The organism is Streptosporangium sp. CA-115845 (assembly GCF_050943795.1).
GTDB lineage: Bacteria > Actinomycetota > Actinomycetes > Streptosporangiales > Streptosporangiaceae > Streptosporangium.
The window spans coordinates 1,663,162-1,686,710 of record NZ_CP191988.1; the positions used below are offsets into that span (position 1 = coordinate 1,663,162).

Here is a 23,549-nt window from a genome sequence, read left to right on the forward strand (position 1 = left end):
ACAGGGGGTTGGGTAAGATTCGGGCGCCGTTGTCAGCCACCGTCGCCCGATGACGGATTTCGTCGTTGTTGCATATATGTTTTGCGGATTTCGACGCTCTAAACACTTCAATGCCACGTTTTCACTTGGCAAGAGCGGTTCTGGCAGGCAGACTGTGGAGAGCTCAGCTAAACGAGGGAAGATCGCGATGAAGCACCCTGAAAACACCGACGTGACCTCACTCATGAAGGCGGCACAGGACAACCTGTGGATGCACTTCACCCGGCACAGCTCGTATGAGGGCGCCGAGGTGCCGATGATCGTGAGGGGTGAGGGCTCCTACATCTACGACGTGCACGGCAAGCGCTACCTTGACGGCCTCGCCGGGCTCTTCGTGGTCCAGGCGGGACACGGCCGCAGCGAGCTGGCCGAGGCCGCCGCCAAGCAGGCCCAGGAGCTGGCGTTCTTCCCGCTCTGGTCGTACGCGCACCCCAAGGCGGTCGAGCTGGCCCAGCGCCTCGCCGCCGAGACCCCCGGCGACCTCAACCGGGTCTTCTTCACCACCGGCGGCGGCGAGGCCGTCGAGAGCGCGTGGAAGCTCGCCAAGCAGTACTTCAAGCTGACCGGCAGGCCGCTCAAGCACAAGGTCATCAGCCGCCAGATCGCCTACCACGGCACCCCGCAGGGCGCCCTGTCGATCACCGGCATCCCCGCCTTCAAGCAGATGTTCGAGCCGCTGGTCCCCGGCTCGGTCCGGGTGCCCAACACCAACCACTACCGCGCCGACGAGATCACCGGCGTGCCCGGCATGACCCCGGAGCAGTACGGCTACTGGGCCGCCGAGCGCGTCGCCCGCGCCATCGAGATGGAGGGCCCCGACACCGTGGCCGCCGTCTTCGTCGAGCCGGTGCAGAACGCCGGTGGCTGCTTCCCGCCGCCGCCCGGATACTTCCAGCGCCTCCGTGAGATCTGCGACGAATACGACGTCCTGCTCGTCTCGGACGAGGTCATCTGTGCCTTCGGCCGCCTCGGCACCATGTTCGGCGGGCAGAAGTTCGACTACGTCCCGGACATCATCACCTGCGCCAAGGGCATGACCAGCGGCTACTCGCCGATCGGCGCCATGATCGCCTCCGATCGCCTCTTCGAGCCGTTCAAGAACGGTACCGAGATGTTCGCCCACGGTTACACCTTCGGTGGCCACCCGGTCTCCTCGGCCGTCGCGCTGGCCAACCTCGACCTGTTCGAGCGGGAGGACCTGCTCGGTCATGTCACCCGCAACGAGCCGGTCTTCCGCTCCACCCTGGAGCGCCTCCGCGACCTGCCGATCGTCGGCGACGTGCGTGGTTCCGGCTACTTCTGGGGCGTCGAGCTCGTCAAGGACAAGGCCACCAAGGAGACCTTCAACACCGAGGAGTCGGAACGTCTCATCAGGGGCTTCCTCTCCGGCGCCCTGTACGAGGCGGGCCTTTACTGCCGCGCCGACGACCGGGGCGACCCGGTCATCCAGCTCGCCCCGCCGCTCATCTGCGGTCCCAGGGAGTTCGACGAGATCGAGTCCATCCTCCGCTCGGTGCTGACGGAGGCGTGGAGCCGGCTCTGAGCGCGAGCGGCCGCGCACGGTTCACCGAGGCTCACCATGACATCCCGTTGAAACCCCGAAAGGAACCCCCCATGAGGATCGGCGTACCTGCCGAGGTCAAGAACCACGAGTACCGGGTCGCCGCGACCCCGGCAGGTGTGTACGAGCTTGTCCGGCACGGCCACGATGTCTATGTGCAGCGTGGTGCGGGCGTCGGCTCGCACCTCGGTGACGAGGAGTATCGCTCCGCCGGAGCCAAGATCCTGGACGCCGCCGACGAGGTGTGGGGCCAGGCGGAGATGATCCTCAAGGTGAAGGAGCCCATCGCGGAGGAGTACCACCGCATGCGCCCCGGCCAGGTGCTCTTCACCTACCTGCACCTCGCGGCCGGCCGCGAGTGCGCCGACGCCCTGCTGGAGCGGCAGGTCACCGCCATCGCGTACGAGACGGTCCAGGTCGGCAACACCCTGCCGCTGCTCGCCCCGATGTCCGAGGTCGCGGGCCGCCTGGCCCCGCAGGTCGGCGCCTACAACCTGATGCGGTTCAACGGCGGGCGCGGCGTGCTGCCCGGTGGCGTGCCGGGCGTGGCACCCGCCAAGGTCGTCGTCATCGGCGCCGGGGTGGCCGGGCTCAACGCCGCGCAGATCGCGGTCGGCATGGGGGCGGATGTCACGGTCCTCGACCTCAACATCGACCGCCTGCGCTTCGTCGACGCCATCTACCAGGGCCGTCTCAAGACCCTCGTCTCGACCTCGTACGCGATCGAGAAGGAGGTCCTGGCGGCCGACCTGGTCATCGGGGCCGTGCTGATCCCCGGTGCCAAGGCCCCGACCCTCGTCTCCAACGAGCTGGTCTCCTCCATGAGGCCGGGTTCCGTGCTCGTCGACATCGCCATCGACCAGGGCGGCTGTTTCGAGGACTCCCGGCCGACCACGCACGCCGAGCCGACCTACCGGGTCCACGACTCGGTCTTCTACTGCGTGGCCAACATGCCGGGCTCGGTCGCCAACACCTCCACCTACGCGCTGACCAACGCCACGTTGCCCTACGCGGTCAAGCTGGCCGACCTCGGCTGGAAGGACGCGCTCAAGCAGGACGCCCCCCTCGCGCTGGGCCTCAACACCCACGCGGGGCGGCTCACCAACGAGCAGGTCGCCATCGCCCTCGACCTGCCCTACGTACCGGTCTCCGAGGTCATCGCCGCCTGAGCCGGGTGTCGCGCGGCCCGTGTCCCACCCGGTTGGGACGCGGGCCGCGCCGCATCGGTCGCCTTATCGGTCATGGGGACCAGCCGGAGCGCAGGGCACGGGCGGTGACCAGGGCCTGTTCGACCTCCGCCGGGGCCGGCCAGGGAGCACCGCCGGGGCGGAGCAGCGCGGCCCGGATGGACGCCAGATGCTCGATCGCGTCCGGCGGCAGCCCGCTCCGCTCGGTCAGCCAGGCCGTGACGTCCGTGTGGTCGCGCAGTGGCCGGGTGACGAGATCCCAGGTGCCGAGGAGCTCGGTCAGGTCGCCGATCCGCAGCGGGGTGCCGCCCCGCCGGGCCACGGCGGCCGCGGCCAGCTCGGCGCGGGCGACGAGTTCGGGCTCGGTGCTCCGATCCCAGAGCGGGGACGGCGGATCGGCGAGCCATCGCTCCGCCTCACGGGAGAAACCCGCGGCCGACAGCAGCGCGGCCAGCTCGACCGCGGCCCTGTGATGCCCGGCCTGTGCCGCCTGACGGAACCAGTGCTGCCCGCCCCGCAGGTCACTGTGCTCGGCGATGAGCAGCAGGCCGAAATTGAAAGCGGCCTCCGGATCGCCACCCGCCGCGGCCCGGCTGAACCAGTGGCCGGCCCCCCGCGCGTCGCTCATCTCCACGCACACGAACCCCGCGGTCCGCTGGTCGTCGATTCTGCCGGTGCAGGCGGCCCGTTCGAACCAGGCGCGAGCGGTGCGCAGGTCGCCGAGGGAGAGCGCGATCCCGCCGAGCTGGGACGCGGCTCCGGGGTGCTCGTTCCTGGCGGCCAGCCGGTAGAACGCCTTCGCCCCCTCCGGATCGCGGTTGGCCTGCAGGAAAAGGCCGAGGTGGTAGGCCGCGTCGGCGTGACCGCCCCGGGCGGCCAGCTCCCACCAGCGCAGCGTCTCGTCGTCCTCGCCGGAGGTGTAGGCGAGGAACCCCAGGTCGTGGGCCGAGGCCAGATCACCGTCCATCGCGGCCCTGCGATGCCACTCCCCGGCGGACTTCGTCTCGCCGGCGTCCTCGCAGAGCAGCGCGAGCCTCCTGGCCGCGGCCCGGGAGCCCGCCCTGGCCGCCGTCTCGTACCACCGCCGGGCAGCCGGGGCGTCGCCGTGCTGGTCGAGCAGGAGCGTCGCCAGGTTCACCGCGGCCTCGACGTCGCCGGCGTCGGCCGCCAGCTCGTACCACCTCGCGGCCTCCGCGGGGGTGCCGTGCCTCTCGTGCCAGACGCCCAGGTTGTAGGCGCTGTCGAGGTTGCCCGCGGCCGCCGCGCGCTCCCACCAGTGCCGCGCCGCCGAGCGGTCGCCCTGCTGCGCGAAGTGGCGGCCGAGCAGGTGAGCGGCCTGCACGTCACCGCCGTGCGCGGAGAGCAGCAGCTCCGTCTCGCCGTCCGTGTCGTTCTCGTGCTCAGTGCTCCGGGGGGTGGGTATCAGCCCCGCGCTCGCCTCCGGGTCGTCAGGCCACCACCCCATGTCCCCTCCTTGCCGACGGCACGCAGCCGACAGGTCACAGGGTGCCATGTAACCGCTCGATCGCGAAGGGTAATCCTGGAGTTCCGTCTCGCGTCCGGCTCAGACGAATTTCACGAACCCCACGTACATTCCCATCGAGCAGCTGTAACGCAGGGAACCCGCGTCCCGTGCGCCGAGCCGCACGGTGGCGGGGAGCGCCACGTCGCGGCCGTCGATGGTGAGCGTCCGGGTGCAGCCGGGATCGCCCCCGAGGTGGAAGACGAGTTCGGTGGGCACTCCAGCGCGGGCGGTCACCACGCCGGGACGGTAGCCGCCGCGGGTGGCCCAGATCTCGATCCGCTGCCCGCCGCCGGCGCGCGTGGCCGCTCCCGCCGGGTCGTCCGTCGCCGGCGCGGGATGGCCCGCCGCCAGCGCCGGGCCGCCGGATCCGGGGAGCCAGCCTCCCAGGCGCAGTCCCGAGGAGACGGTCCACAGGCCCGCCGCCAGCGCGACGACCCCCGCCAGCGCCGCCAGCCTGGTGGCGGCGGCCCGCCGTAGGACGAGTCCGAGCAGTGCGAACGCCGGTGCCGTCCCGGCCACGAACCCCGCCATCACCGCGGCCCCACCCGACGCCGACCCGGTGGACACCGCCACCATCTCGATGCTGAGCGTCACCCCGCACGGCAGCAGGATCGTCGCCGCGCCCAGCGCCACCGCCCTGGGCGCGGGAGCGGTGATCCGGGAGACGGCGCCGCGCCGGGACAGGATCGTCGCCGCGCCCGGCGTCACCGCCTTGGGTGCGGGAGTGGTGATCTGGGAGACGGCGCCGCGCCCGTCCGCGGCCCCGCCGGGTTCGTGTGCCCCGTCCGGCTCGCCGCTTTCCGGCGGGTGTTCGCAGCCGTGCCCGCCCGGTCCGGGGTCGCGGTCCCGCTCCCGGCCGAACGTGCGGATTCCGAAGATCATGACCGCGATCCCGGCGGCGACGAGCAGTGCGGCCCTGAGCTGGGGACCCAGCTGTACGGCGGACCCCGCCAGTCCGAGCAGTGCCCCGGCCGCCACGTGGGAGCCGGTGCGGCCGGCCAGGAAGAGCGCGACGGCCGCCAGGTTCGACGGCTTCGCGGGGTTCGAAGGCCCCGAGGCGAGCCCGCCACGCCCGCCGGAGCAGGCCGATCGGCCACCGGAGGAGAGTCCGGTGAGCAGGCCGCCCTGCACGGCCGCGCACGAGGTGGTGCCCGCCACCAGGCCCGCGGCGAGCCCTCCGGCGAACAGCGTGGCCGCCCCCGCGCTCAGCGGACGTCTCCGGTACCACTCCAGATCCCCACGGAGTAAACCTAATCCCGCCGGAGGTCAACCGACAGTGATAATTCCTTACCCAGCGCTTATATCGCTCTTACCGGACGTCCCGTTTCCTGCCGCCGGGGACGCGACCCCCGAGCCGATCCCTGCCGTCCGTCACACGGTGCCCTGGGCGTCCGCGAAGATCGATGTGTCGAGGGTGAAGTCGACGGGCTCGGGAATGTGCAGGCGCGAGCCCATCTCGACCCGGGTGGAGGTCCGGTACCCCCCCTCCTTGGGGTCGCTGAGGACCGTCACGGTGGCGGGGGTGGCCACGGGGTCGATGAGAAGCATCACCGGGACGCCGCCGGAGGCGTAGATGCCGGGCTTACGGTCGCGATCGTCGGTGACGCTTCCCGGCGACACGATCTCGGCCACCATGAGCAGGCCGGAGGAGAGCAGCTCACGGGCTCCCCAGTGCGGGCAGTCGACCTGGGCCGGCACGAAATCGGGCTCGACGGGGTCACGGGGGCCGTCGATACAGACGCATCGCGATCCTGGCGTGCTCGGGGGTGCCCACTGGGCTCGCTATCAGTCTCCCGTCGATGATCTCGGTCCGCAGCCCGGGGAGCTGCGGGAGCGCGTCGAAGAGCTCGCGCGCCGTACCTGGCAGGGGCTGGGACGAGGTCTCGGGGGAGGGGCGCAGGTGGGCGTGGCTCCGTCGCGATGTCATGACCATGAAGATATGTCCCTTCGTGTTCCGATGAACACGTTGAGTATCGCAAGTGGGTCGAGCGGGCGGGAGCCTTTACCGGGATCTGAGCCGTCAGACCCAGCCGGGGCGGACGAGGCCGGATTCGTAGGCGATGACGACGAGCTGGGCGCGGTCGCGGGCATGGAGTTTCATCATGGTCCGGCTGACGTGGGTCTTGGCGGTGGCGGGGCTCATGAAGAGCTTGCCGGCGATCTCGTCGTTGGTCATCCCGGTGCCGACCAGGGTGAGGACCTCGCGTTCCCGGTCGGTGAGCAGGTCGAGATCGCGGCCGCGGTGCGGCTCCTTGGCGCGGCTGGCGTACTCGGCGATCAGGCGGCGGGTCACGCTGGGGGAGAGCAGCGCGTCGCCTCCGGCCACCACCCGGACGGCCTGGATGAGCTCGGCCGGTTCGGTGTCCTTGACCAGGAAGCCGCTGGCGCCGTTGCGGAGGGCCTCGAAGACGTACTCGTCGAGTTCGAAGGTGGTCAAGATGATGATCTTCGGCCCGGGAGGCATCTCCCTGGTGGCGGTCAGCCCGTCCATGCCGGGCATCCGGATGTCCATCAGGACCACGTCCGGCTGGTGCTCGGCGGCCAGCCGCAGGGCCTGGGCCCCATCGCCGGCCTCGGCCACCACGGTCATCCCCGGCTGCGCGTCCAGCAGGGCCCGGAACCCGGCCCTGACGAGGGCCTGGTCGTCGGCGAGGACAATCTTGATCATTCGGACTCCTCCGGGATCGGCAGCCGGGCCTTGACGCGGAAGCCCCTTCCATGATGTGCGGCGGTCAGCGTTCCCCCGAGGGCCGAGGCCCGTTCCCGCATGCCGGGGACGCCGTTGCCGCTGCCGAGACTCTCTCCGGGGGCGTTGCCGCCCGAGTCGGTGACCCGGAGGGTCAGCGCGCGGGGGCCGTAGTCGAGGGCGACCGTGACCGAGGCGCCCGGGGCGTGCCTGGTGACGTTGGTCAGGGCTTCCTGAACGATGCGGTAACCGGCCCGGTCGACCCCGGGAGGCAGCGGCCTGACCTCGCCGGTGACGTTCTTGACGGCCGGCAGCCCACTGCGCTCGATGAGTTCGTCGAGCCGGTCCAGACCGGCGGTCGGGGAACGGGGCGCACCGTCGCGGAGCACGTTGAGCACCGAGCGCATCTCGGTCAGCACGTCCTTGGACGCCTGCTTGATCGTGGTGAGCGCGGTCCGTGCCTGCTCGGGGTGGTCCTCGATGAGGTGCAGCGCGGTGGAGGCCTGGACGTGGATGAGGGAGATGTTGTGCGCGAGCACGTCGTGCAACTCCTGCGCCATGGTCAGCCGCTCCTCGCTGGCCTGCCGCCGCACCTCCTCCCGCTCCACCCGTTCGTGCTCGGCCTGCCGCTCGTTCCTGGCCCGGGAGAACTCCGCCACCGCCAGTACCAGGCCCATCAGCGCGGCCATCGCGAGATTGTGGAACCAGCCGGGAGAGAGCGCCGGGGCGAACCAGGACGTGTAGACCACGAAGAACAGGTAGGCCAGGCCCCACAGCGGCCACGCCGCCCGCCGGTGGCCGCCGACCACGGCGAGATAGAACGCGATGATCGGGCTGAGGAAGACCGGGCCGTAGGCGTAGCCGAGGGCGATGAAGAGCAGGGTCGAGCCCACCGCGACGGCCACGCTGAGCGTCGGGTGGCGGCGCCGGACGGCCAGGGCCAGCGGCCCGGCCAGCAGCAGCGCGTAGCCCGGCGGATCGAGCGGGACGCGGAGCATGCCGGTGTCGTGGACCTGCCACCACTGCACGCTGTGGGTGCCCACGACCTGGAGAGCCCCCACGAACAGCGGGAGGAGGAGGTCGATCCAGCGGGATTTGGCACGCACGCTCAGCACTGTACGTGTGCTTCCGCAGCGGTTACGTCCATTGAGTGAGGTATGTGGCACTACATCCCTTGGGTTAGGGAAGGGGCTGACAAGGCGCACCGGCTGAGTCAAGCTGTCTGCGGGAGGTCATCATGATCAGTCGTCGCATCACCCCCCTGGCGGGGATCCTGGTGGGAAGTTCCTTACTGCTTGTCCAGCCCGCGCTGGCGTCTCCACCCGCACTGTCCCCATCCGTGCTGTCCCCATCCGTGCTGTCCCCATCCGTGCTGTCCCCGTCCGCGGTGTCTCCACCGGTGTCGCAGATGGAGAAGAAACCCGTCGCGGAGGGGTCCGGTGGTGCGGTCTCGACCGTCGACCTCGACGCCAGCAAGGCCGCGCTGGGCGTGTTGCGCGAGGGCGGCAACGCCATGGACGCCGCGGTCGCCGCGGCCGCCACCCTGGGCGTGACCGAGCCCTACTCGGCAGGTCTGGCCGGCGGAGGGTTCATCGTCTACTACGACGCGCGCCGTAAGAAGGTCCACACCATCGACGGCCGGGAGGCCGCGCCGATGGCGATGGGCCCGGACTCCCTGGCGGGCATCCCGTTCGACGAGGCCGTGACCAGCGGACTTTCGGCGGGGGTGCCCGGCAGCGTGGCCCAGTGGGAGCTGGCGCTGCGCAGGTTCGGCACGCTCTCGCTGCGCCAGGCGCTGAAACCCGCGACCGACGTCGCCACCAAGGGGTTCAAGGTCGACCAGACCTTCTACGACCAGACCGCCGCCAACGCCGCCCGCTTCAAGGACTTCACCTCCACGGCCAAGCTCTACCTGCCGGGCGGCGCCCCGCCGCCGGTCGGCTCCACCTTCCGCAACCCCGAGCTGGCCGACACCTACCGCAGGCTCGGCAGGCTGGGCGGGGAGTGGCTGTACGGCGGCGCTCTCGGCGCCGAGGTCGTGGCCACGGTCAAGAGACCGCCGGTCACCCCCGGATCCACCCGTAACGTGCGGCCGGGGCTGATGGAACTGTCCGACCTGAAGGCGTACCGGGCGCTCGAACGGCCGCCCACGAAGATGACGTACAAGGGCATGGACGTGTACGGCATGGCGCCGCCGTCCTCGGGAGGCTCGACGGTCGGCGAGGCGCTCAACATCCTTGAGGCCCTGCCCGAGGTCGGCGAGCACGAGTACCTGGAGGCGTCCAGGCTCGCCTTCGCCGACCGGGGCAGGTACGTCGGGGACATCCCCGGCGTCCCGCTGAAGGAACTGCTCTCCGACGGGTTCGCCAAGGAGCGCGCCTGCCTGATCGGCGAGCGGGCGATGCCGCATCCGGCCGCGCCCGGCGACCCCGACGGGATGTACGGGCCATGTCAGGCGGCGCCGTCCGTCAAGGGTGTCGAGACGGCGCCGGAGGGGCCGGAGACCACGCACCTGGTGGTCGTGGACCGGTGGGGCAACGTGGTCGCCTACAACATCACCATCGAGTCGACCGGCGGCAACGGCATCGTCGTCCCCGGCAGGGGCTTCCTGCTCAACAACGAGCTGACCGACTTCACCTTCGGGCCCGCCCCCGGCGACCCGAACCTGCCCGCGCCGGGCAAGCGCCCCCGCTCCTCGATGGCGCCGACGATCGTCCTGCACGATGACCGGCCGCTGCTCGCGCTGGGGTCCCCCGGCGGCTCGACGATCATCACCACGGTGCTGCAGATCCTGGTCAACCGCTGGGACTTCGGCATGTCGCTGCCCGAGGCGCTCGCCGCCCCCCGGGCCACGCAGCGCAACACCGCCCAGACCCAGGCCGAGCAGGCGTTCATCGATCGCTACGGCGCCGAGCTCACGCGCCAGGGGCACAGCCTCGTGCTGAACCCCGAGATCGGCGCGGCCACGGCCGTCGAGTTCCTGCGGCACGGGAGGCTCCAGGCGGTGGCGGAACCGACCCGGCGCGGCGGTGGCAGCGCGCTGGTGGTGAACGAGCGAGGATAGCCTCTCGCGGCGGTACTCGCGGACGCCCGGCGGCGCGGCCTCGGCCGCGCCGCCGGATCGGTCAGGGAATGAGTTCGTAGGCCTCCGGCCTCAGCCTCCGGGTGCGTGCCCAGTACTCGAAGGTGAAGCCCGGCCAGATCGTCCTGTTGACGCCGTGCTCGTCGAGATACCAGCTCCGGCAGCCGCCCTCGTTCCAGACCAGGTGGTTCAGGCGCCCCTGGAGGCGGTCGTTGTAGTCGCGCTGCGCCTCGGGGCGTACGTCGAGGGCCCTGGCCTTCGTCCTCGACAGCAGGCGCAGGCAGTCGAGAACGTACCGGACCTGGGATTCGATCATGAAGACGACCGAGTTGTGACCCAGGCCGGTGTTGGGGCCGAGCAGGAAGAACAGGTTCGGGAACCCGGCGGCGGTGATGCCGTAGTAGGCCTCCACGCCGTCCTGCCAGGCCTCCTGGATCTTCCTGCCGTTCCTGCCGATGATCCGCTGCTCGTCCAGCGCCTCGACGACCTTGAAGCCGGTGCCGTAGACGATCACGTCGACCTCGATCTCCCTGCCGGTGGAGTCGATGATCGAGTTCTCCCTGATCTCCCGTACCCCTTCGGTGATCAGCTCGACGTTCTCCCTGCCCAGTGCCGGGTAGTAGTCGTTGGAGATCAGGATGCGCTTGCAGCCGATCGTGTAGTCGGGGGTGAGCCTGGCGCGCAGCGCCGGGTCGGGGACCTGCTTGGCGAGGTGGCTCAGGGCCATCCTCTCGTGGACCTTCATCAGCCGCGGGTCGACGGCGAAGCCCAGCGCGCGGGTCTCCAGCACCCAGTAGATCGAGTTGCGCAGCGCCCTGGCGGCGCCGGGCAGGCCGAGGATCCGCTTCGCCCGGGAGGAGAAGGGGAAGTCGGGCCTGGGGTGGATCCAGGGAGGCGTGCGCTGGAAGAGGTGGAGGCGGGAGACCTTCCCGGCGATCTGCGGGACGAACTGGATGGCCGAGGCGCCGGTGCCGATGACCGCGACCCGCTTGCCGGTCAGGTCCACCGAGTGGTCCCACTCCGCCGAGTGGAAGGAGACGCCCGCGAAGTTCTCGCGGCCGGGGATCGCGGGCAGCGAGGGCACGTGCAGCGCGCCGATGCCCGAGATCACGGCGTTGGTGGTGAACGGCGCCTCTCCGGCGACGCTCACCCGCCAGTCGCGGGTCGTGTCGTCGTACTCCAGCCCGACGACCTCCTTGCCGAACCGCAGGTGCTCCGCCAGGCCGTACTTGTCGACGCAGGCGCGCAGGTAGTCCCAGATCTCGGCCTGGGGTGCGAACATCCGCGACCAGCCGGGGTTGAGCTCGTACGAGAAGGAGTACATGTGCGAGGGGACGTCGCAGGCGCAGCCGGGGTAGGTGTTGTCCCGCCAGGTCCCGCCCAGGTCGCCGGCCTTCTCCAGGATGACGAAATCGTGGTATCCGGCTTCCTTGAGCTTGATCGCCATGCCCAGTCCGGCGAAGCCGGTGCCAATGATCGTGATCCCGGGATGCGTGCTCATACGATCTCCTTGCTGACCTCTGCCGTCGGCGACCTCTCGGGCGGCACGGGCTCTCCGCCGGTTCCGGCCGCGGCGATGAGAGCGTTCCGTGCTCGTTGCTATTAGATTTCATGTCTAATTTAATGAGAGGTGGTCGCGCCGTCCATACGCGTGGCGCGGTGAGCCTCCTCACACCGGCCGGTCGGCACGTTTCCGTCGTCAGGGAACGCGAAAAGCGCCGAGGGCGATGCCGTCGGCGCTCCGGACTGTTCGGCTGTTAGAGCAGCAGGTATGCGGCCACAACGACGATGACCAGCACCGCGACCACCACGGCCGCCGTGATCGGCAGAGCGAGCGACCGCTTCTCGGGGGCGGCCTCCGGGTCCTTGCGCTGGGCGAACGCGCGGAACGCCTGGGTGTTGCCCGCGGGGTCAATCTGCTGAGGATCAGACATGGGGATGACTTTAGCGATATTGGATGCCTCCCCAACACTGATTTGTCCATTTTCACGGAAGGCTCGTTCCCGCACCGGGCCGAGGTGGGTGCTGAGGACCGGACCGCCTACCGGGGCGGATAGCGTGGTGTCATGCTCCGCACCCTGTTCTCCGCCCGCGTGGTGGTGCTCCACCTGCTCGCGATCGGAGCTCTTGTCGTGTGCGGGCTGCTGGGCAGGTGGCAGCTCGGCGTCTTCGAGGAGTCCGGTGGGCCCCGGGCATCGGTCGACCCCGCCCCCGTGGCGGTCGCCACCCTCACCACACCCGGAGAGCACATGGCGGCCGACGCGGTCAGCCGCAGGGTGACCGCGGAAGGCAGCTACGACGCCTCGAAGCAGCTGCTGGTGGCCGAACGCGACGGGGGCCTGTGGCTGCTCACGGCGCTCGATCTCGGCGACGGAACCTTCGTTCCCGTCGTGCGTGGCTGGGTGGCCACGGCGCAGGATCCCGCCGTGGCGGCCGTGCCGGAGGGCAGGGTGACCGTCAGCGGGCGGCTGCAGCTCTCGGAGGCCACCGACAGCGTCCAGCGCCGGACCCGGCAGCTGCCGCAGGGGCAGGTGCTGACCGTGTCGTCGGCCGAACTGATCAACCTCTGGCGGGACACGAAGCTGCGTAACGGGTTCGTGGTGGCCGAGCGGCAGTCACCGGCTCCCGCGGTCGCGGCCAAACCGGTGAACGTCCCCCCGCCGACCCAGTCCGGGGTGCTCACCTGGCGCAACCTCGCCTATGCCGCCCAGTGGTGGATCTTCGGGCTGTTCGCGGTCTTCATGTGGTGGCACTTCGTACGCGACGCGCTGCGCGGCCGCGCGCGGGAGGACACCCCCGACGCCGCTCCCGACGCCGCTCCGGAAACCCCCGCTCTGCCAGCTCGCACCGTCCCGTGAACCGAACCCCAAGACCGAGGTAACCGACCGTGGAATCCGCTCTCAAGCCCTTTCGCATCCTGGCGTACATCGTCGGCGTGATGCTGCTCGTCCTGGTCACCTGCATCGTGCTCAGGTACGGCTTCGGCATCGAGGAGCCCTCGAAGATCGTCTCCCCGATCCACGGCTTCCTCTACATGCTCTATCTCGTGGCCGCGATGAACCTGGGCATGAAGGCGCGCTGGACGTGGCCGTACATTCTCGGGGTGATGCTCGCCGGCACCGTGCCGCTGCTCTCGTTCGTGTTCGAGCGCAAGGTCACCCGCCGGGTGGAATCGGAGCTGGTGGCCGCCACCGCCTGACGGTCCCCGCAGGCCCGGCTGCCGCGACCCCGGGATGTGGGCTCGCGAGGCCGGGCCTTGACGGGTGGGACGGTCTTCGCGTCAGCGGCCGAGACCGCGGCGTCGGGCGCGCTTGAGCCGCTCGCGCTGGGACGGGTCGAGCATCAGGTAGCCGACGACCGGGGCGGCGACGACGCCCAGGAGGATCAGCAACGTCAGGAAACCCGGCAGGAACAGCCACGACAGGAACACCACTGCTCCGGCGCCGATCGCGTACTTCTGGATGGGCGACATCCTCAACATCCTCCGAACACGGGGCGGATGCCCCGTCTCTATTCATTGTGCGTCGCCAGTCCAACGTGTGGACCCGCCGCGTGGTTCCAACCGAGATATATCGTGATTCCTGCTGCTCCGCCAGTGCCCTGAGCGCCGCCACGCCGGAGCCGCCTCGCCTGCTCCGGACGCCTCGGCGAGTTCCGTGACCGCGGCCCGGCCGGGGATCGCGGCGGCCTGTCCGGGTAGTGGCGGATTGTTGGTTCGGCGGTTTCGCCGGAGGCCGGAACGATCATGTTTATCGGGAACGATCACACGACCATCTGGAGGACACGTTGTGGACGGCGCTGAGCGGGAGCCGGTGCGAGCCGAACTCAGTGCGATCGGGCAGGCGCTGGCGATCCTGGGAGACCGGTGGGTGCTGCTGATCCTGCAGCGGGCGTTCCTGCTGCGGATCCGGACCTTCGCGGGCTGGCGCGACGCGCTGGGCATCTCCGAGTCGGTCCTCGCGGCCAGGCTCAGGGAACTGGTCGACCACGGCATCTTCGAGCTGTCGGCGTACCGCGACGGCCGCACCCGCTACGAGTACCGGCTGACGGAGCGCGGGCTCCGGCTGTGGGCACTGCTGGTGGCCATCCAGGCGTGGGAGCGCGACTGGGTCTCCTCGGGGCGCTTTCCCCCGCTGCTGCACGAGCTGTGCGGTCAGGACGCCAAGCCCCGCCTCGGGTGCGGGATCTGCCTGGAGCCGATGAGTGCCCGCGACACCAGGATCGAGCCGGGGCCGCAGGCCGCCTTCTCCCGGATCGGCCCGCCTCGGCGGCACCGCCGCACGGTCCGCTCCGGCACCCCGGCCGACCTGATCGGCTACTGCCCGGCGTCGATGGAGATCCTCGGCGACCGGTGGAGCACCAGCGTGCTGGCCGGGGCGTTCCTCGGCACCCGCCGCTTCGTCGACTTCCAGTCCGGCCTCGGCATCGCGCCCTCGGTGCTCACCGATCGGCTGCGCCGCTTCGTCGAGCTGGGCGTCTTCGACCCCCGGCCCGACGGCTCCTACCGTCTCACCGACAGGGGGCTGGCCTTCTTCGAGGTCTTCGCCCTCCTGGTCGACTGGGCCCAGCGTGAGCTCCCCGCCGCCGCGGGTTCGGCCCTGTCCGTCACCCATCTGCGCTGCGGCGCGGCCTTCCGGCCGGTACTGCTGTGCAGAGCCTGCGGCCGGCCACTCGAACGCCGCGAGGTCCGCTTCCTGCTGCCCGGCTGAGGTCCGGATCGGAGCTCAGCCCTCGCGGCTGAGCCTTTCGAGGATCCACCGGGTGATCCTGAGCGCCCCCTCGCGGGTAGTGCCGTTGGCGTCTTCGGGGACGCCGCGCTGGTACTGGACGATGATCACGAGGTTGGCCGCGCGGAAGCCCACGGAGCTGTTGTAGGTCAGCTGGTTGGTGACCTCGCCGCGGTAGGCCTCGGAGCCGATCCCGGCCAGTGCCTCCACCGGTTTGACGTGGGTGAGGGGAGCTCCCACATTCGTCCTGGTCCGTTCGCGGGCCTCCTTGAGGAACCTGGCGTAGGTACGCCGGGCCTCCTTGTCGGAGGTGAAGCCGAAGGCGGAGATCCACAGGGTGTACCGCAGGTTCGAAGTTTGCCCGGAGTCATTGGTCACCCATTTGCACTCCTTCTTCTCCTTCGTGGGAGTGGTGTCCAGTGCCAGGTCGTCCGCCTGCTTGGCGGAGATGAGCGTGCAGGGGTCGGGCGTGCGCGCGAAGGCGGCGGGCAGCGCGACCGGCGTGGACCCCGCCGTGGACCCCGGCGTGGACTCGGTGGTGCGGGGCCAGAACCAGTAGGCGGCGCCCAGGAGGAGTACGGCGAGGGCGGCGGCAGCGGCGGCGAGGACAGGCGTCCTGCGGGGGCCGCCGCGGGCTGCGGGCTCCCCGTGCCCGCCGCGGGCGGGCAGGGGGGCGACCCGCTCCAGGGTCAGCCGTACCGAGGTGGCGTCGGGCCGGTGGCCGGGCCCGGCGGCGAGCAGTTCCTCGACCAGCGGGGCCAGCGGGCCGGAAGCCGTCGAGCCGCTGCCGGGCTCGGCCAGCGGCGTACCGTCCGCCGTCAGCGGAGCCGGACGGGAACCGGTGTGCGGAGCCCGGCCCTCGACGGCGGTGAACAGGGTGGCGCCCAGGTCGCGCAGCTCGTCGGCGGACCCGAGGGCGGCGACACCGGTCAGCACCACCCGCCCGTCGGGGACGAGCAGCACGCTGTCGGGAGCGGCGGCCAGGTGGACGCCCAGCGCGCGGGCGGCGGCCAGCGCGTCCAGCACGCGGAGCCCGATCTCGGCCGCCCGCTCGGCGGGGAGCGGGCCGTCCGCCCGGACGGACTGGAGCAGCGAGCGCCCCTCGACCGACTCCATGATCAGCCACAGCCGGTCGGGACCCGAGAGCACGTCGTGCAGGGCGGTGACACCGGGGTGCCGCAGGCCCGCGGCCGCGCGGACCTGACCGAGGAGGCGGTCGCGGGACGGTCCGGGTGGCGGCAGCGGCACCTCGGAGATCGTGACGTCGCGGCGGAGCAGTTCGTCGCGCGAGCGCCAGCTCGTGCCCGCGCGGTCGCTGCGCTCCAGCAGACGGTAGCGCCCGGCCAGGAGGCTGGGATCGGTCATGCGAACCCTCCCGTCGTGGCGCGTTTCTCAGTCACGGCTGTTCAGCTCCTCGGAGACCTGGCGCGCGATCTTCAGGGCATCCTGCCGCAGCGCGGTTCCGGCACGCTTTCCCGTCTCCGACAGGTTGACCTCGACCAGCAGGTTGCTCACCCGGAACCGGATCACGGAGTAGATCCGCTCCAGGGCGACCACATCGTAGGAGAACGCCTCCGCCCCGACCCGGCCGATGTTCCTGAGCGGGCCGGTGGAACCCAGGAGGCCGTTGCCCTGGTCGGCGACGACCGAGGTGCGTTCGGAGACGAAGAACGCGTGAGCGGTGTCAGGGCCGCTCTTGCCGGGGGTGGGTGCCTTGTGACCGACCGCGACTCGCAACCTGCGGTCGGTACGGCTGTCGCTCAGGGAGTCGTCCCAGCTGCAGTAGGGCTCACTGTTCTGGGTGGCCTTCATGGACAGCGGCGACGCGCTCGGCACCGCGACCTCGACCTGGGGCTCGGTCAGCAGCGTGCACGGGTCGGGGGCGGTGGCGAACCGCCCGGCGTTCGCCGCCCGCGACGGTGTCTCGGGGGTCTCCGGCCCGCCCATGGTCAGCAGCACCGTACCGGCCACCACCGCCGCGACCACGGCCAGCGAGGCTCCGACGATCAGGCCGGTACGACGCGGTCCGGCCGGTGCCGGAGCCGTGGCCTGGGGTGCCGTGACCTGGGATGACACGGCCTGGGGCGGCGGAACCCGCGGTGCGGTCGCCGGGGAGAGCGGTCCCGCCGGCAGTCCCTGGGCGATCTGCCGCAGCGCGGCGCGCAGCCCCGACTCTCCCGGCCGCTGCCGGGGATCCTTGGCCAGCATGGCCAGGAGTACGGGAGCCAGCTGCCCGGCCCGGGAGGGGAAGGGGGTCTCCTGGGTGAGTACCGCACCGATGGTGGCGACCGGCGTGTCGCGCCGGAAGGGCCCCTGGCCCTCGACCGCCGCGTACAGGGTCGCGCCCAGGGACCACAGGTCGGCGGACGGGCCGTCGCCGATGCCGCGCAGCCGCTCGGGAGCGATGTAGCCGGGGGAGCCGACCAGCGCGTCCGGTGAGGTGAGCTGGGCGTCGCCCTCCACCGCGGCGATGCCGAAGTCGGTCAGCAGCACCCCGCCGTCCTGGGCGAGCATGATGTTGGCCGGTTTGACGTCGCGGTGCACGATGCCCCGGCTGTGCGCGAGTGCCAGCGCGTCCAGCACGGCCAGGCCGATCACGGCCACCCGGTGCGGCGGCAGTGGCCCGTCGGCGCGGATCGCGTCGTCCAGCGAACGGCCCCTGACCAGGTCCATCACGATCCACGGGCGGCCGTCCTGGGCGATGACGTCGTGGACGGCCACGATGGACGGGTGCCCGAGCCTGGCGGCGGCGCGGGCCTCGCGCATGGTGCGCTCCCGCATCTCGTCGCGGTGCTCCTGGGGCAGGTGCGGGGCGAGCGTGACCTCCTTGATCGCCACCTCGCGGTGCAGGAGCTCGTCACGGGCCCGCCACACCACGCCCATCCCGCCCGCGCCGAGCCGTGCGAGCGCCCGGTAGCGGCCCGCCAGCACGGGCAGCGGGCCGGCCGCCGGGTCAGCCATCGGTCTTCAGGGACTCGGCGAGCCAGCGCGCCGCCTGCAACGCGCCTTCGGCGATCTTGCCGTCCGGGTCCTCCTTGACACCGCCCCGCTCGTAGTCGACCTCGGCGATCAGATTGCTGATCCGGAAGACCACCGTCGTCTTGTAGGACCCGCCGTACAGGTTGATGGAGTTGTGGCCGCCGGAGGTGAACGCCTCCTCGCCGAGCCCTCGCAGGTCCTTGGGCGGGAGCGGCTTGGGGGTGGCGAACTGGCCCTTTTCGAGGGTGTCCTTCTTCTTGCCGGCCAGGTACTCCTTCGCTCTCGCGACCTCCGACCCGTTCTGCTTCTGGGCGATCAGCCGGATCCGCAGGTCGTACTTCTCCACGTTGGGCTTGCGCCAGTCGTACCGGTTGAGCCAGTCGCACGCCGAGTGTTCGACCTCCGAACTGTTGAAGCCCGGTACCAGCTGGTTCACCTGCTTGTCGTCGAGCAGGCCACAGGCCCGGGGCGCCGCGGCGAAGCGCCCCTTGGCCCCGGAGGGTTCGGCGGAGACGTCGTCGGCGTTGGCGAGCACCGAGGTGAGCAGGATGCCGATGCTGACCGCCATGCCGAAGAGCAGCACCCCGGTCAGTGCCACGACCGGCCGGGGCACGAGTATCCCCGTCGTCCGGGTGGAACGCTCGGTGGGCTCGTCCGCCGTCGCTCTCGCCGCGTCGGGAATGGAGGCCGGCTCGCGTGAGGTGGGGGCGTCCAGGGGGTTCGAGGGGGATGGCGGGGCACCGTGCTGGTAGGGCGCGCCGGGGTGGGACAGGTCCTGGTGGGGCGGGCCCTGGGGCAGGCCCTGCCAGGCGGCCGGTGTGTCCAGGGGAGGGAGCGGGCCCTGCCAGGTGGCCGGCGCGTTCGGAGCAGGGGGCGCGGCCTGCTGGGGGGCCGGGATGTCCTGGAGGGTGAGTCCGGCGGTGACGGCGGATATCTGCTCGGTCAGGTTCTTCCTGAAGGGCGTGGTCACCTCCGCCTCGGTGACCGGAACGGTCCCGCCCTCCTGTCCGGCCGCGGGTGCTTCGAGGCCGCCCGGCGGTTGGGGGGCCGGTGCCCCGGCGGCCGGGAGGGTCGCCTGCCCGAAGGCCGCCGGTGCCCCCGGGGCGGCGGGGACGGAGACCTGGGAGGGCGCACCCCCGGAGGGCGGTGAGGCGGGAGGTTCTGGACGGTACTGGGAGACGTCGAGCAGGATCTTGCGCAGGGTGTCGGGGTCGGGCCGCTGGGTGGGGTCGCCCGCGAGCAGCCGGAACAGCACGGGCGCGATCGGGCCCGCGTTGTCCAGGGAGCCGCCCGGCGACGGCGGGCGGCCCTCGACGGCGGTGTAGAGGGTCGCGCCGAGCGACCACAGGTCGGCGGCGGGGCTGGTCACGCCCTCGGGAGAGGTGAAGAGCGAGGACGGCAGGGAAGGCGGGGCGAGGATGATCTGCTCGTACGGGCCGAGCAGCACCGAGCTCGGCCGCACAGCCCCGTGCAGCATGCCCTGCCGGTGCATCACCACGAGCTGGTCCAGCACGGCCAGGCCGACCACCGCGGCCCGCTGCGGGGACATCGGCCCGAACCGGGTGATCACCTGCTCCAGCGAGCTCTGCTCAAGCATGGGCGGGACCCCGGCTCCGGCGATCCCCGGCCCCGGCGCGGGAGCGGTGTGCCCGCCCGCGTGCCTGCCCTGCGATAGGGGGACGTCTGGATGGTTCATTCGCCCGCTTTCTGGTTGTTCAACGCGTTCGCGACCCACGTCGCGGCTGTGTGGGCGCCCGCCTGGATCGCCGGGCCGTCCTTGCTGCCGTCCACCACGGTGTAACCGACCTCCAGCACGAGGCTGTCCACGCGGATGATCACGTAGCTCTGCTCCAGCCTGCCTGTCATGCGGTTCTCGTAGACGTCGTAGCCGAACGACTCCTCCCCGACGGGGGCCACGGCCCTCGGTGCCGTGGAGCGGGCGGAGCGGACACCGGCCTGGATCTCCGGCCAGCTCCAGGCGCTCCCCCCGCTCGGTATGGCGCTCTGGCGCTGGTTCACGAACAGCTCGTGGGCCTGCTGGGGGCTCTTGCCCCACTGCTTGTTACCGGGGAGACGCACTTCCAGTCCCATGCCCCTGACCGCCCACTGGCAGCCCCCGTCGTTGGTGGGCTTGCCCTCGCCCGCCAGCGCGGGCAGCAGTTGCCTGGCCCTGGTACCGGGGATGAGCTCGCACACGTCCACGGGGGTGCTGAAGGCACCGGGACTCTCGCTGAGCCTGACCGCCCTCTCGGCGGACGTCGGGTCCGAGGTCAGCAGGAACGTCACCCCGAAGGTGACCCCGATGACCGCCACGATCCCGGCCATCTCGGCGGCGGCCCATCGCAGCGCACGCCCCCGGCCCGGCTCGGGCGGCCGTACCGGGGCGGGAACGGGGTCGGTGACGGCAGGGATGGCGGGGGCGGCGGGCGGCGGAGAGAGGGGCGGTGCGGCGGCTGGAATCCCGGCGACCCCGGCGGTGCCGCCGACCCCGCTGACCCCGCCGACCCCGCTGACCCCGGCGACCCCGCCGGCTCCGCCGGCTCCGGCGGGCGGATGGCCGGTGGCCAGCTCCGCCAGAGAGCGGGCGACGGCGTCGAACGACGGCCGGGCCTCGGGAGCCGGGTCGAGCATGAGCATCAGCAGCGGGCCCAGCCCGCCCGCGCGCTCCGGCGGCCTGGGCGGCTCGGTGAGCACCCGGCCGATCGCCGCGATGGGGGTCTCCGCCGGGTGCGGCGGCGTCCCCTCGACGGCGAAGTAGAGCGTGGCGCCGAGGGACCACAGGTCGGAGGCGGGGCCGCCGCGCTCGCCGCGCAACTGTTCCGGCGCGATGTAGTTGGGCGAGCCGATCAGGTGGCCGGTCCGGCCCGAGGTGAGCTCGCCGTCGACGACCGCGATGCCGAAGTCGGTGAGGACCGCCTTGCCGGTCCTGGTGAGGAAGACGTTGCCCGGTTTCACGTCGCGGTGGACCACCCCGGCGGCGTGGGCGGCGCCGAGTGCGCTGAGGATGCCCACGCCGATCCTGGCCACCTGGTGCACCGGCAGCGGGCTCCGGCCGCGGACCGTCTGCTCCAGGGACGCGCCCGACAGCAGCTCCATGATGAGCCAGGGCCGCTCCTGGTCGATGACCACGTCGTGGACGGTCACGATCGAGGGATGCTTGAGCCGGGCGGCGAGGTTGGCCTCGCGAAGCGCCGAGGCGAGGACCTCCTGCCGCCTGGCGGGATCGAGGTCGGGTGGGAGCCGCACCTCCTTCACCGCCACGTCACGGCCGAGCACCTCGTCGGCGGCGAGCCAGACCGTGCCCGCCCCGCCCTCGGAGAGAGGGTTGAGCAGCCGATAGCGGTCCGCCAGCACTTGAGTGTCGATCCTGCTCACCCCGTTCGCTATCCCATCGCGGACAGCAACATAGTCACTTAGCGGCACATGAACCAATGAAAAGGGATTCCGCCTGCCGCATTGAGACCTGGTTTCCGCTTACGTGGTGTCTTGGGCATCCTCACAACGCGATGGAGCCGGGACCGGGCGCCCGCACATTTCAATCGAGCGAGCGTGCCGCCGACAGCCTGGAGCCGAGATCAGGCGCTCGTACGGGCGGGGGAGGTCACGTCTCCCGGCTCGGCCGAGCCGCCGCTTGAATCATTGGAAATCTGACCATCTCTCGTGGGCGGTGCACAGGCGCTGCCAGAGTTTGGCGCGTTCGGCAGAGGTGACGTCGGACAGCTGGAGGGCGAAGACGTCGGCCAGTATCTCGAAGTAGTCACGTTCGGTCTGCGCGATCAGGGTGTGCTCGCGGTCGCCGACCCGGGTGAGGACCAGGCCCCGCATCGCGTCGACACCGCTCGCGTCGCGCCGCTGGACCGTGGCCACCCGGACGAAGCCCGACTCGGGGGAGGTGGACAGGAACTCGTGCATCGCGGCGAACTCCGACATCTCGGCGGGTCCGACGCGGAAGTCCATACCGAGGAAACCGCCGCGCGGGTCGTGGTCGAACCGCCATCCGCCGGGCTCCACCTCGGAGGGGCGCAGGCCGTAGGTGAAGGGGCCCTGCCGGTAGGTGCCCTCGACGAGCGGGAGCGGGTCGTGGATCGCGTCGCCGAGGCCCTGGTCGACCAGCCACTCACCTGTGGGGTTGTCCGGGCAGGGCAGGCCGGAGACGGTGAGTACGAGATGGCCGCCGTCTATGTTCGGCGGCCCCTCGGCCTTGCCCTGCACCCCGCCCACGTGCCTCCTCACCCGGTAGCCGAGCGCCTCCAGCAGCAGGGAGAACGCCCCGTTGAGGTGGTAGCAGTAGCCGCCCCGGCCCCCGATGATCCGCACGGCCGACTCCACGGGGTCGACGGTCGTCGGCCGGCCCAGCCAGATCTCCAGGCATTCGTACGGCACTCGCCGCACGTGTGCCCGGTGTAGCAGGTGCAGCGACTCCACGCTCGGGGGTCCGTCGACCCTGACACCGATCCTGCGGAGGTACCCGGTGACATCGATCACTCTGTCACGGTAACGCCGGGACGGTCGCGGACCTAGCGATGCCGGGGCGTGGCGCGTCCGGTGAGGGCGGGCACGGCGCACGGCCCGGGTACCGATGGACGACGCCCGGCGCCGCGATACGAGGTGCGCGGGCGGTGGACCGGATGGCGCCGGTCCCGCCGGGACGGCGCCCGTTTATCCGGTTGAGGGCGCGACGGGCACGCCGGTAGCCTGACCGTCCCTTCGAGTGTGAGGAGGTGAGGAGTACATGTTCGCCACCCTGGTCACGCGCTCCCGCCTCGGGCGACAGACCGCCTGAGATCCGGGAAGCGCACCTGTTTTCTGGAGTCTTCTTTGTCCGATCTGCGTTTCCGTCCGCTCGACGCGGACGAGTTCGACCTGTTCCACCGTTACGGCGCGCTGCCCGCCTCCGGCGTGGGCGCCCGCAACCTGCCCTTCGACAAGCTCGGCTACCGGTCCGGATGGGTCTGGGTCGCGCTGCGCGGCGACGAGGTCGTCGCCAGGGCCGGATTCTGGGGGCCTCCCGGCTCCGAGCATCCCTTCAGTCTCGACTGGTTCGACCCCGGGTTCGGACCCGACCGGGTCGAGGTGGGCGCCGCCCTGCTGCGGGCCGCGTACACGGCGCTGGTCACGCCCGGGTACGCCACACCGTCCGGCACCCGGCCCGACTACCACCTGTTCCTGCCCGCCGGCTGGCGCGAGCAGCCCGAGGCGTTCGCCGACGCCTCCGACCGGATCGCCGCCGCCGAGCGGGCCGGGTTGCGGCAGTCCGTCGAGCGGCTCAACCTGCGCTGGCTTCCCGAGTACGGCCTGCCGCCCAGGCCCGCCCGGCTCACCTTCGCCCCGGCCGACGACGACGAGGTGATGCTGGACCTGCTGGCACGCGTCAAAGAGGGCAGCCTCGACGACTGGGACCGGCGCCACCTCGCGGAGCAGGGCGCGCGGGCGACGGCCGAGCAGGCCCTGACCGAGATCGCGGACATGCCGGGCGGACGCGGCCGGTGGCGGCTCGCCCGTGACGCGTCGGGGGAACTCGTCGGCGTCGTGATGCCCACCCGCAACTCCAGGAGCGCCACGATCGGCTACCTGGGGGTGGACCCGGCCCACCGCGGCCACGGTTACGCCGACGACCTGGCCATCGAGGCGTTGCACATCTTCAGCGCCGAGGATGAGCCCCAGGTGAACGACAACACGGATGTGGGCAACACGCCCATGGCCGCCTCGTTCGCCCGGATCGGCTACCGGATCACCGGCCACCGCCTGATCCTCGCCTGACCC

21 protein-coding genes are annotated in these 23,549 nt (G+C 71.3%); 7 read left to right on the top strand and 14 right to left on the bottom strand.

The features are described from left to right. The first annotated feature begins 187 nt into the window (after nt 1-187). Together ACQP0P_RS09935 and ald are read left to right on the top strand one after the other, a co-directional pair. The gene (locus ACQP0P_RS09935; protein ID WP_433373886.1) at nt 188-1,582 is read left to right on the top strand and encodes an aspartate aminotransferase family protein; all 1,395 of its coding nucleotides are present in this window, start codon (nt 188-190) and stop codon (nt 1,580-1,582) included. A 71-nt stretch (nt 1,583-1,653) separates the two neighbouring features. Further along, nucleotides 1,654-2,769 (top strand): alanine dehydrogenase, encoded by a 1,116-nt coding sequence (gene ald / locus ACQP0P_RS09940; protein ID WP_433373889.1) that lies wholly within the window; start codon nt 1,654-1,656, stop codon nt 2,767-2,769. 70 nt (nt 2,770-2,839) lie between these two features. Here ald and ACQP0P_RS09945 read toward each other — a convergent pair whose 3' ends face one another. The 6 genes from ACQP0P_RS09945 to ACQP0P_RS09970 all read right to left on the bottom strand — a co-directional run bounded on the left by ACQP0P_RS09945 (nt 2,840) and on the right by ACQP0P_RS09970 (nt 8,104). Next, nucleotides 2,840-4,252: a tetratricopeptide repeat protein gene (locus tag ACQP0P_RS09945; RefSeq protein ID WP_433373892.1), complete on the bottom strand. Its 1,413-nt coding sequence runs from the start codon at nt 4,250-4,252 to the stop codon at nt 2,840-2,842. Nucleotides 4,253-4,351: 99 nt separating this feature from the next. Continuing rightward, a complete protein-coding gene (locus ACQP0P_RS09950; protein WP_433373895.1) occupies nt 4,352-5,470 on the bottom strand; it encodes an urease accessory protein UreH domain-containing protein in 1,119 nt (372 codons plus the stop codon). A gap of 213 nt (nt 5,471-5,683) precedes the next feature. Beyond that, nucleotides 5,684-6,010, bottom strand: a complete 327-nt coding sequence (locus ACQP0P_RS09955; protein WP_433373897.1) for a Uma2 family endonuclease — start codon at nt 6,008-6,010, stop codon at nt 5,684-5,686. 19 nt (nt 6,011-6,029) lie between these two features. Then, nucleotides 6,030-6,239 carry a hypothetical protein gene (locus ACQP0P_RS09960; protein ID WP_433373900.1) on the bottom strand — a complete coding sequence of 70 codons (210 nt, stop codon included), beginning with the start codon at nt 6,237-6,239 and terminating at the stop codon, nt 6,030-6,032. 93 nt (nt 6,240-6,332) lie between these two features. Next, nucleotides 6,333-6,980 carry a response regulator transcription factor gene (locus tag ACQP0P_RS09965; RefSeq protein WP_433373903.1) on the bottom strand — a complete coding sequence of 216 codons (648 nt, stop codon included), beginning with the start codon at nt 6,978-6,980 and terminating at the stop codon, nt 6,333-6,335. Continuing rightward, nucleotides 6,977-8,104 (bottom strand): sensor histidine kinase, encoded by a 1,128-nt coding sequence (locus ACQP0P_RS09970; RefSeq protein WP_433373906.1) that lies wholly within the window; start codon nt 8,102-8,104, stop codon nt 6,977-6,979. Before ACQP0P_RS09970 ends, ACQP0P_RS09965 begins: the two co-directional genes overlap by 4 nt. Before the next feature lie 302 nt (nt 8,105-8,406). On the opposite strand from ACQP0P_RS09970, the gene ACQP0P_RS09975 reads away from it, so the two are divergent. After that, on the top strand, nt 8,407-10,062 hold the full coding sequence (locus ACQP0P_RS09975; RefSeq protein ID WP_433373909.1) for a gamma-glutamyltransferase family protein: 1,656 nt from the start codon (nt 8,407-8,409) through the stop codon (nt 10,060-10,062). 61 nt (nt 10,063-10,123) lie between these two features. Here the strand turns inward: ACQP0P_RS09975 and ACQP0P_RS09980 are convergent, their stop codons facing one another. Both ACQP0P_RS09980 and ACQP0P_RS09985 read right to left on the bottom strand, forming a co-directional pair. Further along, complete coding sequence (locus ACQP0P_RS09980; protein ID WP_433373912.1) at nt 10,124-11,581, bottom strand: flavin-containing monooxygenase; 1,458 nt, start codon at nt 11,579-11,581, stop codon at nt 10,124-10,126. Between the two features lie 256 nt (nt 11,582-11,837). Further along, on the bottom strand, nt 11,838-12,014 hold the full coding sequence (locus ACQP0P_RS09985) for a hypothetical protein (RefSeq protein WP_169750083.1): 177 nt from the start codon (nt 12,012-12,014) through the stop codon (nt 11,838-11,840). Between the two features lie 132 nt (nt 12,015-12,146). On the opposite strand from ACQP0P_RS09985, the gene ACQP0P_RS09990 reads away from it, so the two are divergent. Continuing rightward, nucleotides 12,147-12,938, top strand: a complete 792-nt coding sequence (locus tag ACQP0P_RS09990; protein WP_433373914.1) for an SURF1 family protein — start codon at nt 12,147-12,149, stop codon at nt 12,936-12,938. Nucleotides 12,939-12,967: 29 nt separating this feature from the next. Continuing rightward, nucleotides 12,968-13,279, top strand: coding sequence for a DUF3817 domain-containing protein (locus ACQP0P_RS09995; RefSeq protein ID WP_433373917.1), 312 nt, complete (start codon nt 12,968-12,970; stop codon nt 13,277-13,279). A gap of 81 nt (nt 13,280-13,360) precedes the next feature. On the opposite strand, the gene ACQP0P_RS10000 is transcribed toward ACQP0P_RS09995, so the two are convergent. Then, the gene (locus ACQP0P_RS10000) at nt 13,361-13,552 is read right to left on the bottom strand and encodes a hypothetical protein (RefSeq protein ID WP_326636344.1); all 192 of its coding nucleotides are present in this window, start codon (nt 13,550-13,552) and stop codon (nt 13,361-13,363) included. A gap of 316 nt (nt 13,553-13,868) precedes the next feature. Here ACQP0P_RS10000 and ACQP0P_RS10005 point away from each other — a divergent pair, with 316 nt between their 5' ends. Then, the gene (locus ACQP0P_RS10005; RefSeq protein WP_433373920.1) at nt 13,869-14,789 is read left to right on the top strand and encodes a winged helix-turn-helix transcriptional regulator; all 921 of its coding nucleotides are present in this window, start codon (nt 13,869-13,871) and stop codon (nt 14,787-14,789) included. Between the two features lie 15 nt (nt 14,790-14,804). On the opposite strand, the gene ACQP0P_RS10010 is transcribed toward ACQP0P_RS10005, so the two are convergent. From ACQP0P_RS10010 to ACQP0P_RS10030, 5 genes are all read right to left on the bottom strand, one after another. Beyond that, entirely contained in the window at nt 14,805-16,172 is a 1,368-nt protein-coding gene (locus ACQP0P_RS10010) for a hypothetical protein (protein ID WP_433373922.1), read from the bottom strand. 27 nt (nt 16,173-16,199) lie between these two features. Further along, nucleotides 16,200-17,768 carry a serine/threonine-protein kinase gene (locus tag ACQP0P_RS10015; RefSeq protein ID WP_433373925.1) on the bottom strand — a complete coding sequence of 523 codons (1,569 nt, stop codon included), beginning with the start codon at nt 17,766-17,768 and terminating at the stop codon, nt 16,200-16,202. After that, entirely contained in the window at nt 17,761-19,482 is a 1,722-nt protein-coding gene (locus ACQP0P_RS10020) for a hypothetical protein (RefSeq protein WP_433373927.1), read from the bottom strand. The genes ACQP0P_RS10015 and ACQP0P_RS10020 overlap by 8 nt, the downstream gene beginning before the upstream one ends. Continuing rightward, nucleotides 19,479-21,161 carry a protein kinase domain-containing protein gene (locus ACQP0P_RS10025; protein WP_433373930.1) on the bottom strand — a complete coding sequence of 561 codons (1,683 nt, stop codon included), beginning with the start codon at nt 21,159-21,161 and terminating at the stop codon, nt 19,479-19,481. Before ACQP0P_RS10025 ends, ACQP0P_RS10020 begins: the two co-directional genes overlap by 4 nt. Before the next feature lie 261 nt (nt 21,162-21,422). After that, nucleotides 21,423-22,271: an arylamine N-acetyltransferase family protein gene (locus ACQP0P_RS10030; RefSeq protein WP_433373933.1), complete on the bottom strand. Its 849-nt coding sequence runs from the start codon at nt 22,269-22,271 to the stop codon at nt 21,423-21,425. A gap of 333 nt (nt 22,272-22,604) precedes the next feature. On the opposite strand from ACQP0P_RS10030, the gene ACQP0P_RS10035 reads away from it, so the two are divergent. Then, nucleotides 22,605-23,546: a GNAT family N-acetyltransferase gene (locus tag ACQP0P_RS10035; RefSeq protein ID WP_433373936.1), complete on the top strand. Its 942-nt coding sequence runs from the start codon at nt 22,605-22,607 to the stop codon at nt 23,544-23,546. Nucleotides 23,547-23,549: the final 3 nt, after the last annotated feature.

Excerpts from the sequence above, each read along its gene's own strand:
- ACQP0P_RS10015 (WP_433373925.1), bottom strand. The coding sequence starts at position 17,768 with ATGGCTGACCCGGCGGCCGGCCCGCTGCCCGTGCTGGCGGGCCGCTAC.
- ACQP0P_RS09965 (WP_433373903.1), bottom strand. The coding sequence starts at position 6,980 with ATGATCAAGATTGTCCTCGCCGACGACCAGGCCCTCGTCAGGGCCGGG.
- ACQP0P_RS10010 (WP_433373922.1), bottom strand. The coding sequence starts at position 16,172 with ATGACCGATCCCAGCCTCCTGGCCGGGCGCTACCGTCTGCTGGAGCGC.
- ACQP0P_RS09960 (WP_433373900.1), bottom strand. The coding sequence starts at position 6,239 with ATGACATCGCGACGGAGCCACGCCCACCTGCGCCCCTCCCCCGAGACC.
- ACQP0P_RS09975 (WP_433373909.1), top strand. The coding sequence starts at position 8,407 with ATGGAGAAGAAACCCGTCGCGGAGGGGTCCGGTGGTGCGGTCTCGACC.
- ACQP0P_RS09945 (WP_433373892.1), bottom strand. The coding sequence starts at position 4,252 with ATGGGGTGGTGGCCTGACGACCCGGAGGCGAGCGCGGGGCTGATACCC.
- ald (WP_433373889.1), top strand. The coding sequence starts at position 1,654 with ATGAGGATCGGCGTACCTGCCGAGGTCAAGAACCACGAGTACCGGGTC.
- ACQP0P_RS10020 (WP_433373927.1), bottom strand. The coding sequence starts at position 19,482 with ATGAACCATCCAGACGTCCCCCTATCGCAGGGCAGGCACGCGGGCGGG.
- ACQP0P_RS09935 (WP_433373886.1), top strand. The coding sequence starts at position 188 with ATGAAGCACCCTGAAAACACCGACGTGACCTCACTCATGAAGGCGGCA.
- ACQP0P_RS09985 (WP_169750083.1), bottom strand. The coding sequence starts at position 12,014 with ATGTCTGATCCTCAGCAGATTGACCCCGCGGGCAACACCCAGGCGTTC.
- ACQP0P_RS09980 (WP_433373912.1), bottom strand. The coding sequence starts at position 11,581 with ATGAGCACGCATCCCGGGATCACGATCATTGGCACCGGCTTCGCCGGA.
- ACQP0P_RS10000 (WP_326636344.1), bottom strand. The coding sequence starts at position 13,552 with ATGTCGCCCATCCAGAAGTACGCGATCGGCGCCGGAGCAGTGGTGTTC.
- ACQP0P_RS09990 (WP_433373914.1), top strand. The coding sequence starts at position 12,147 with ATGCTCCGCACCCTGTTCTCCGCCCGCGTGGTGGTGCTCCACCTGCTC.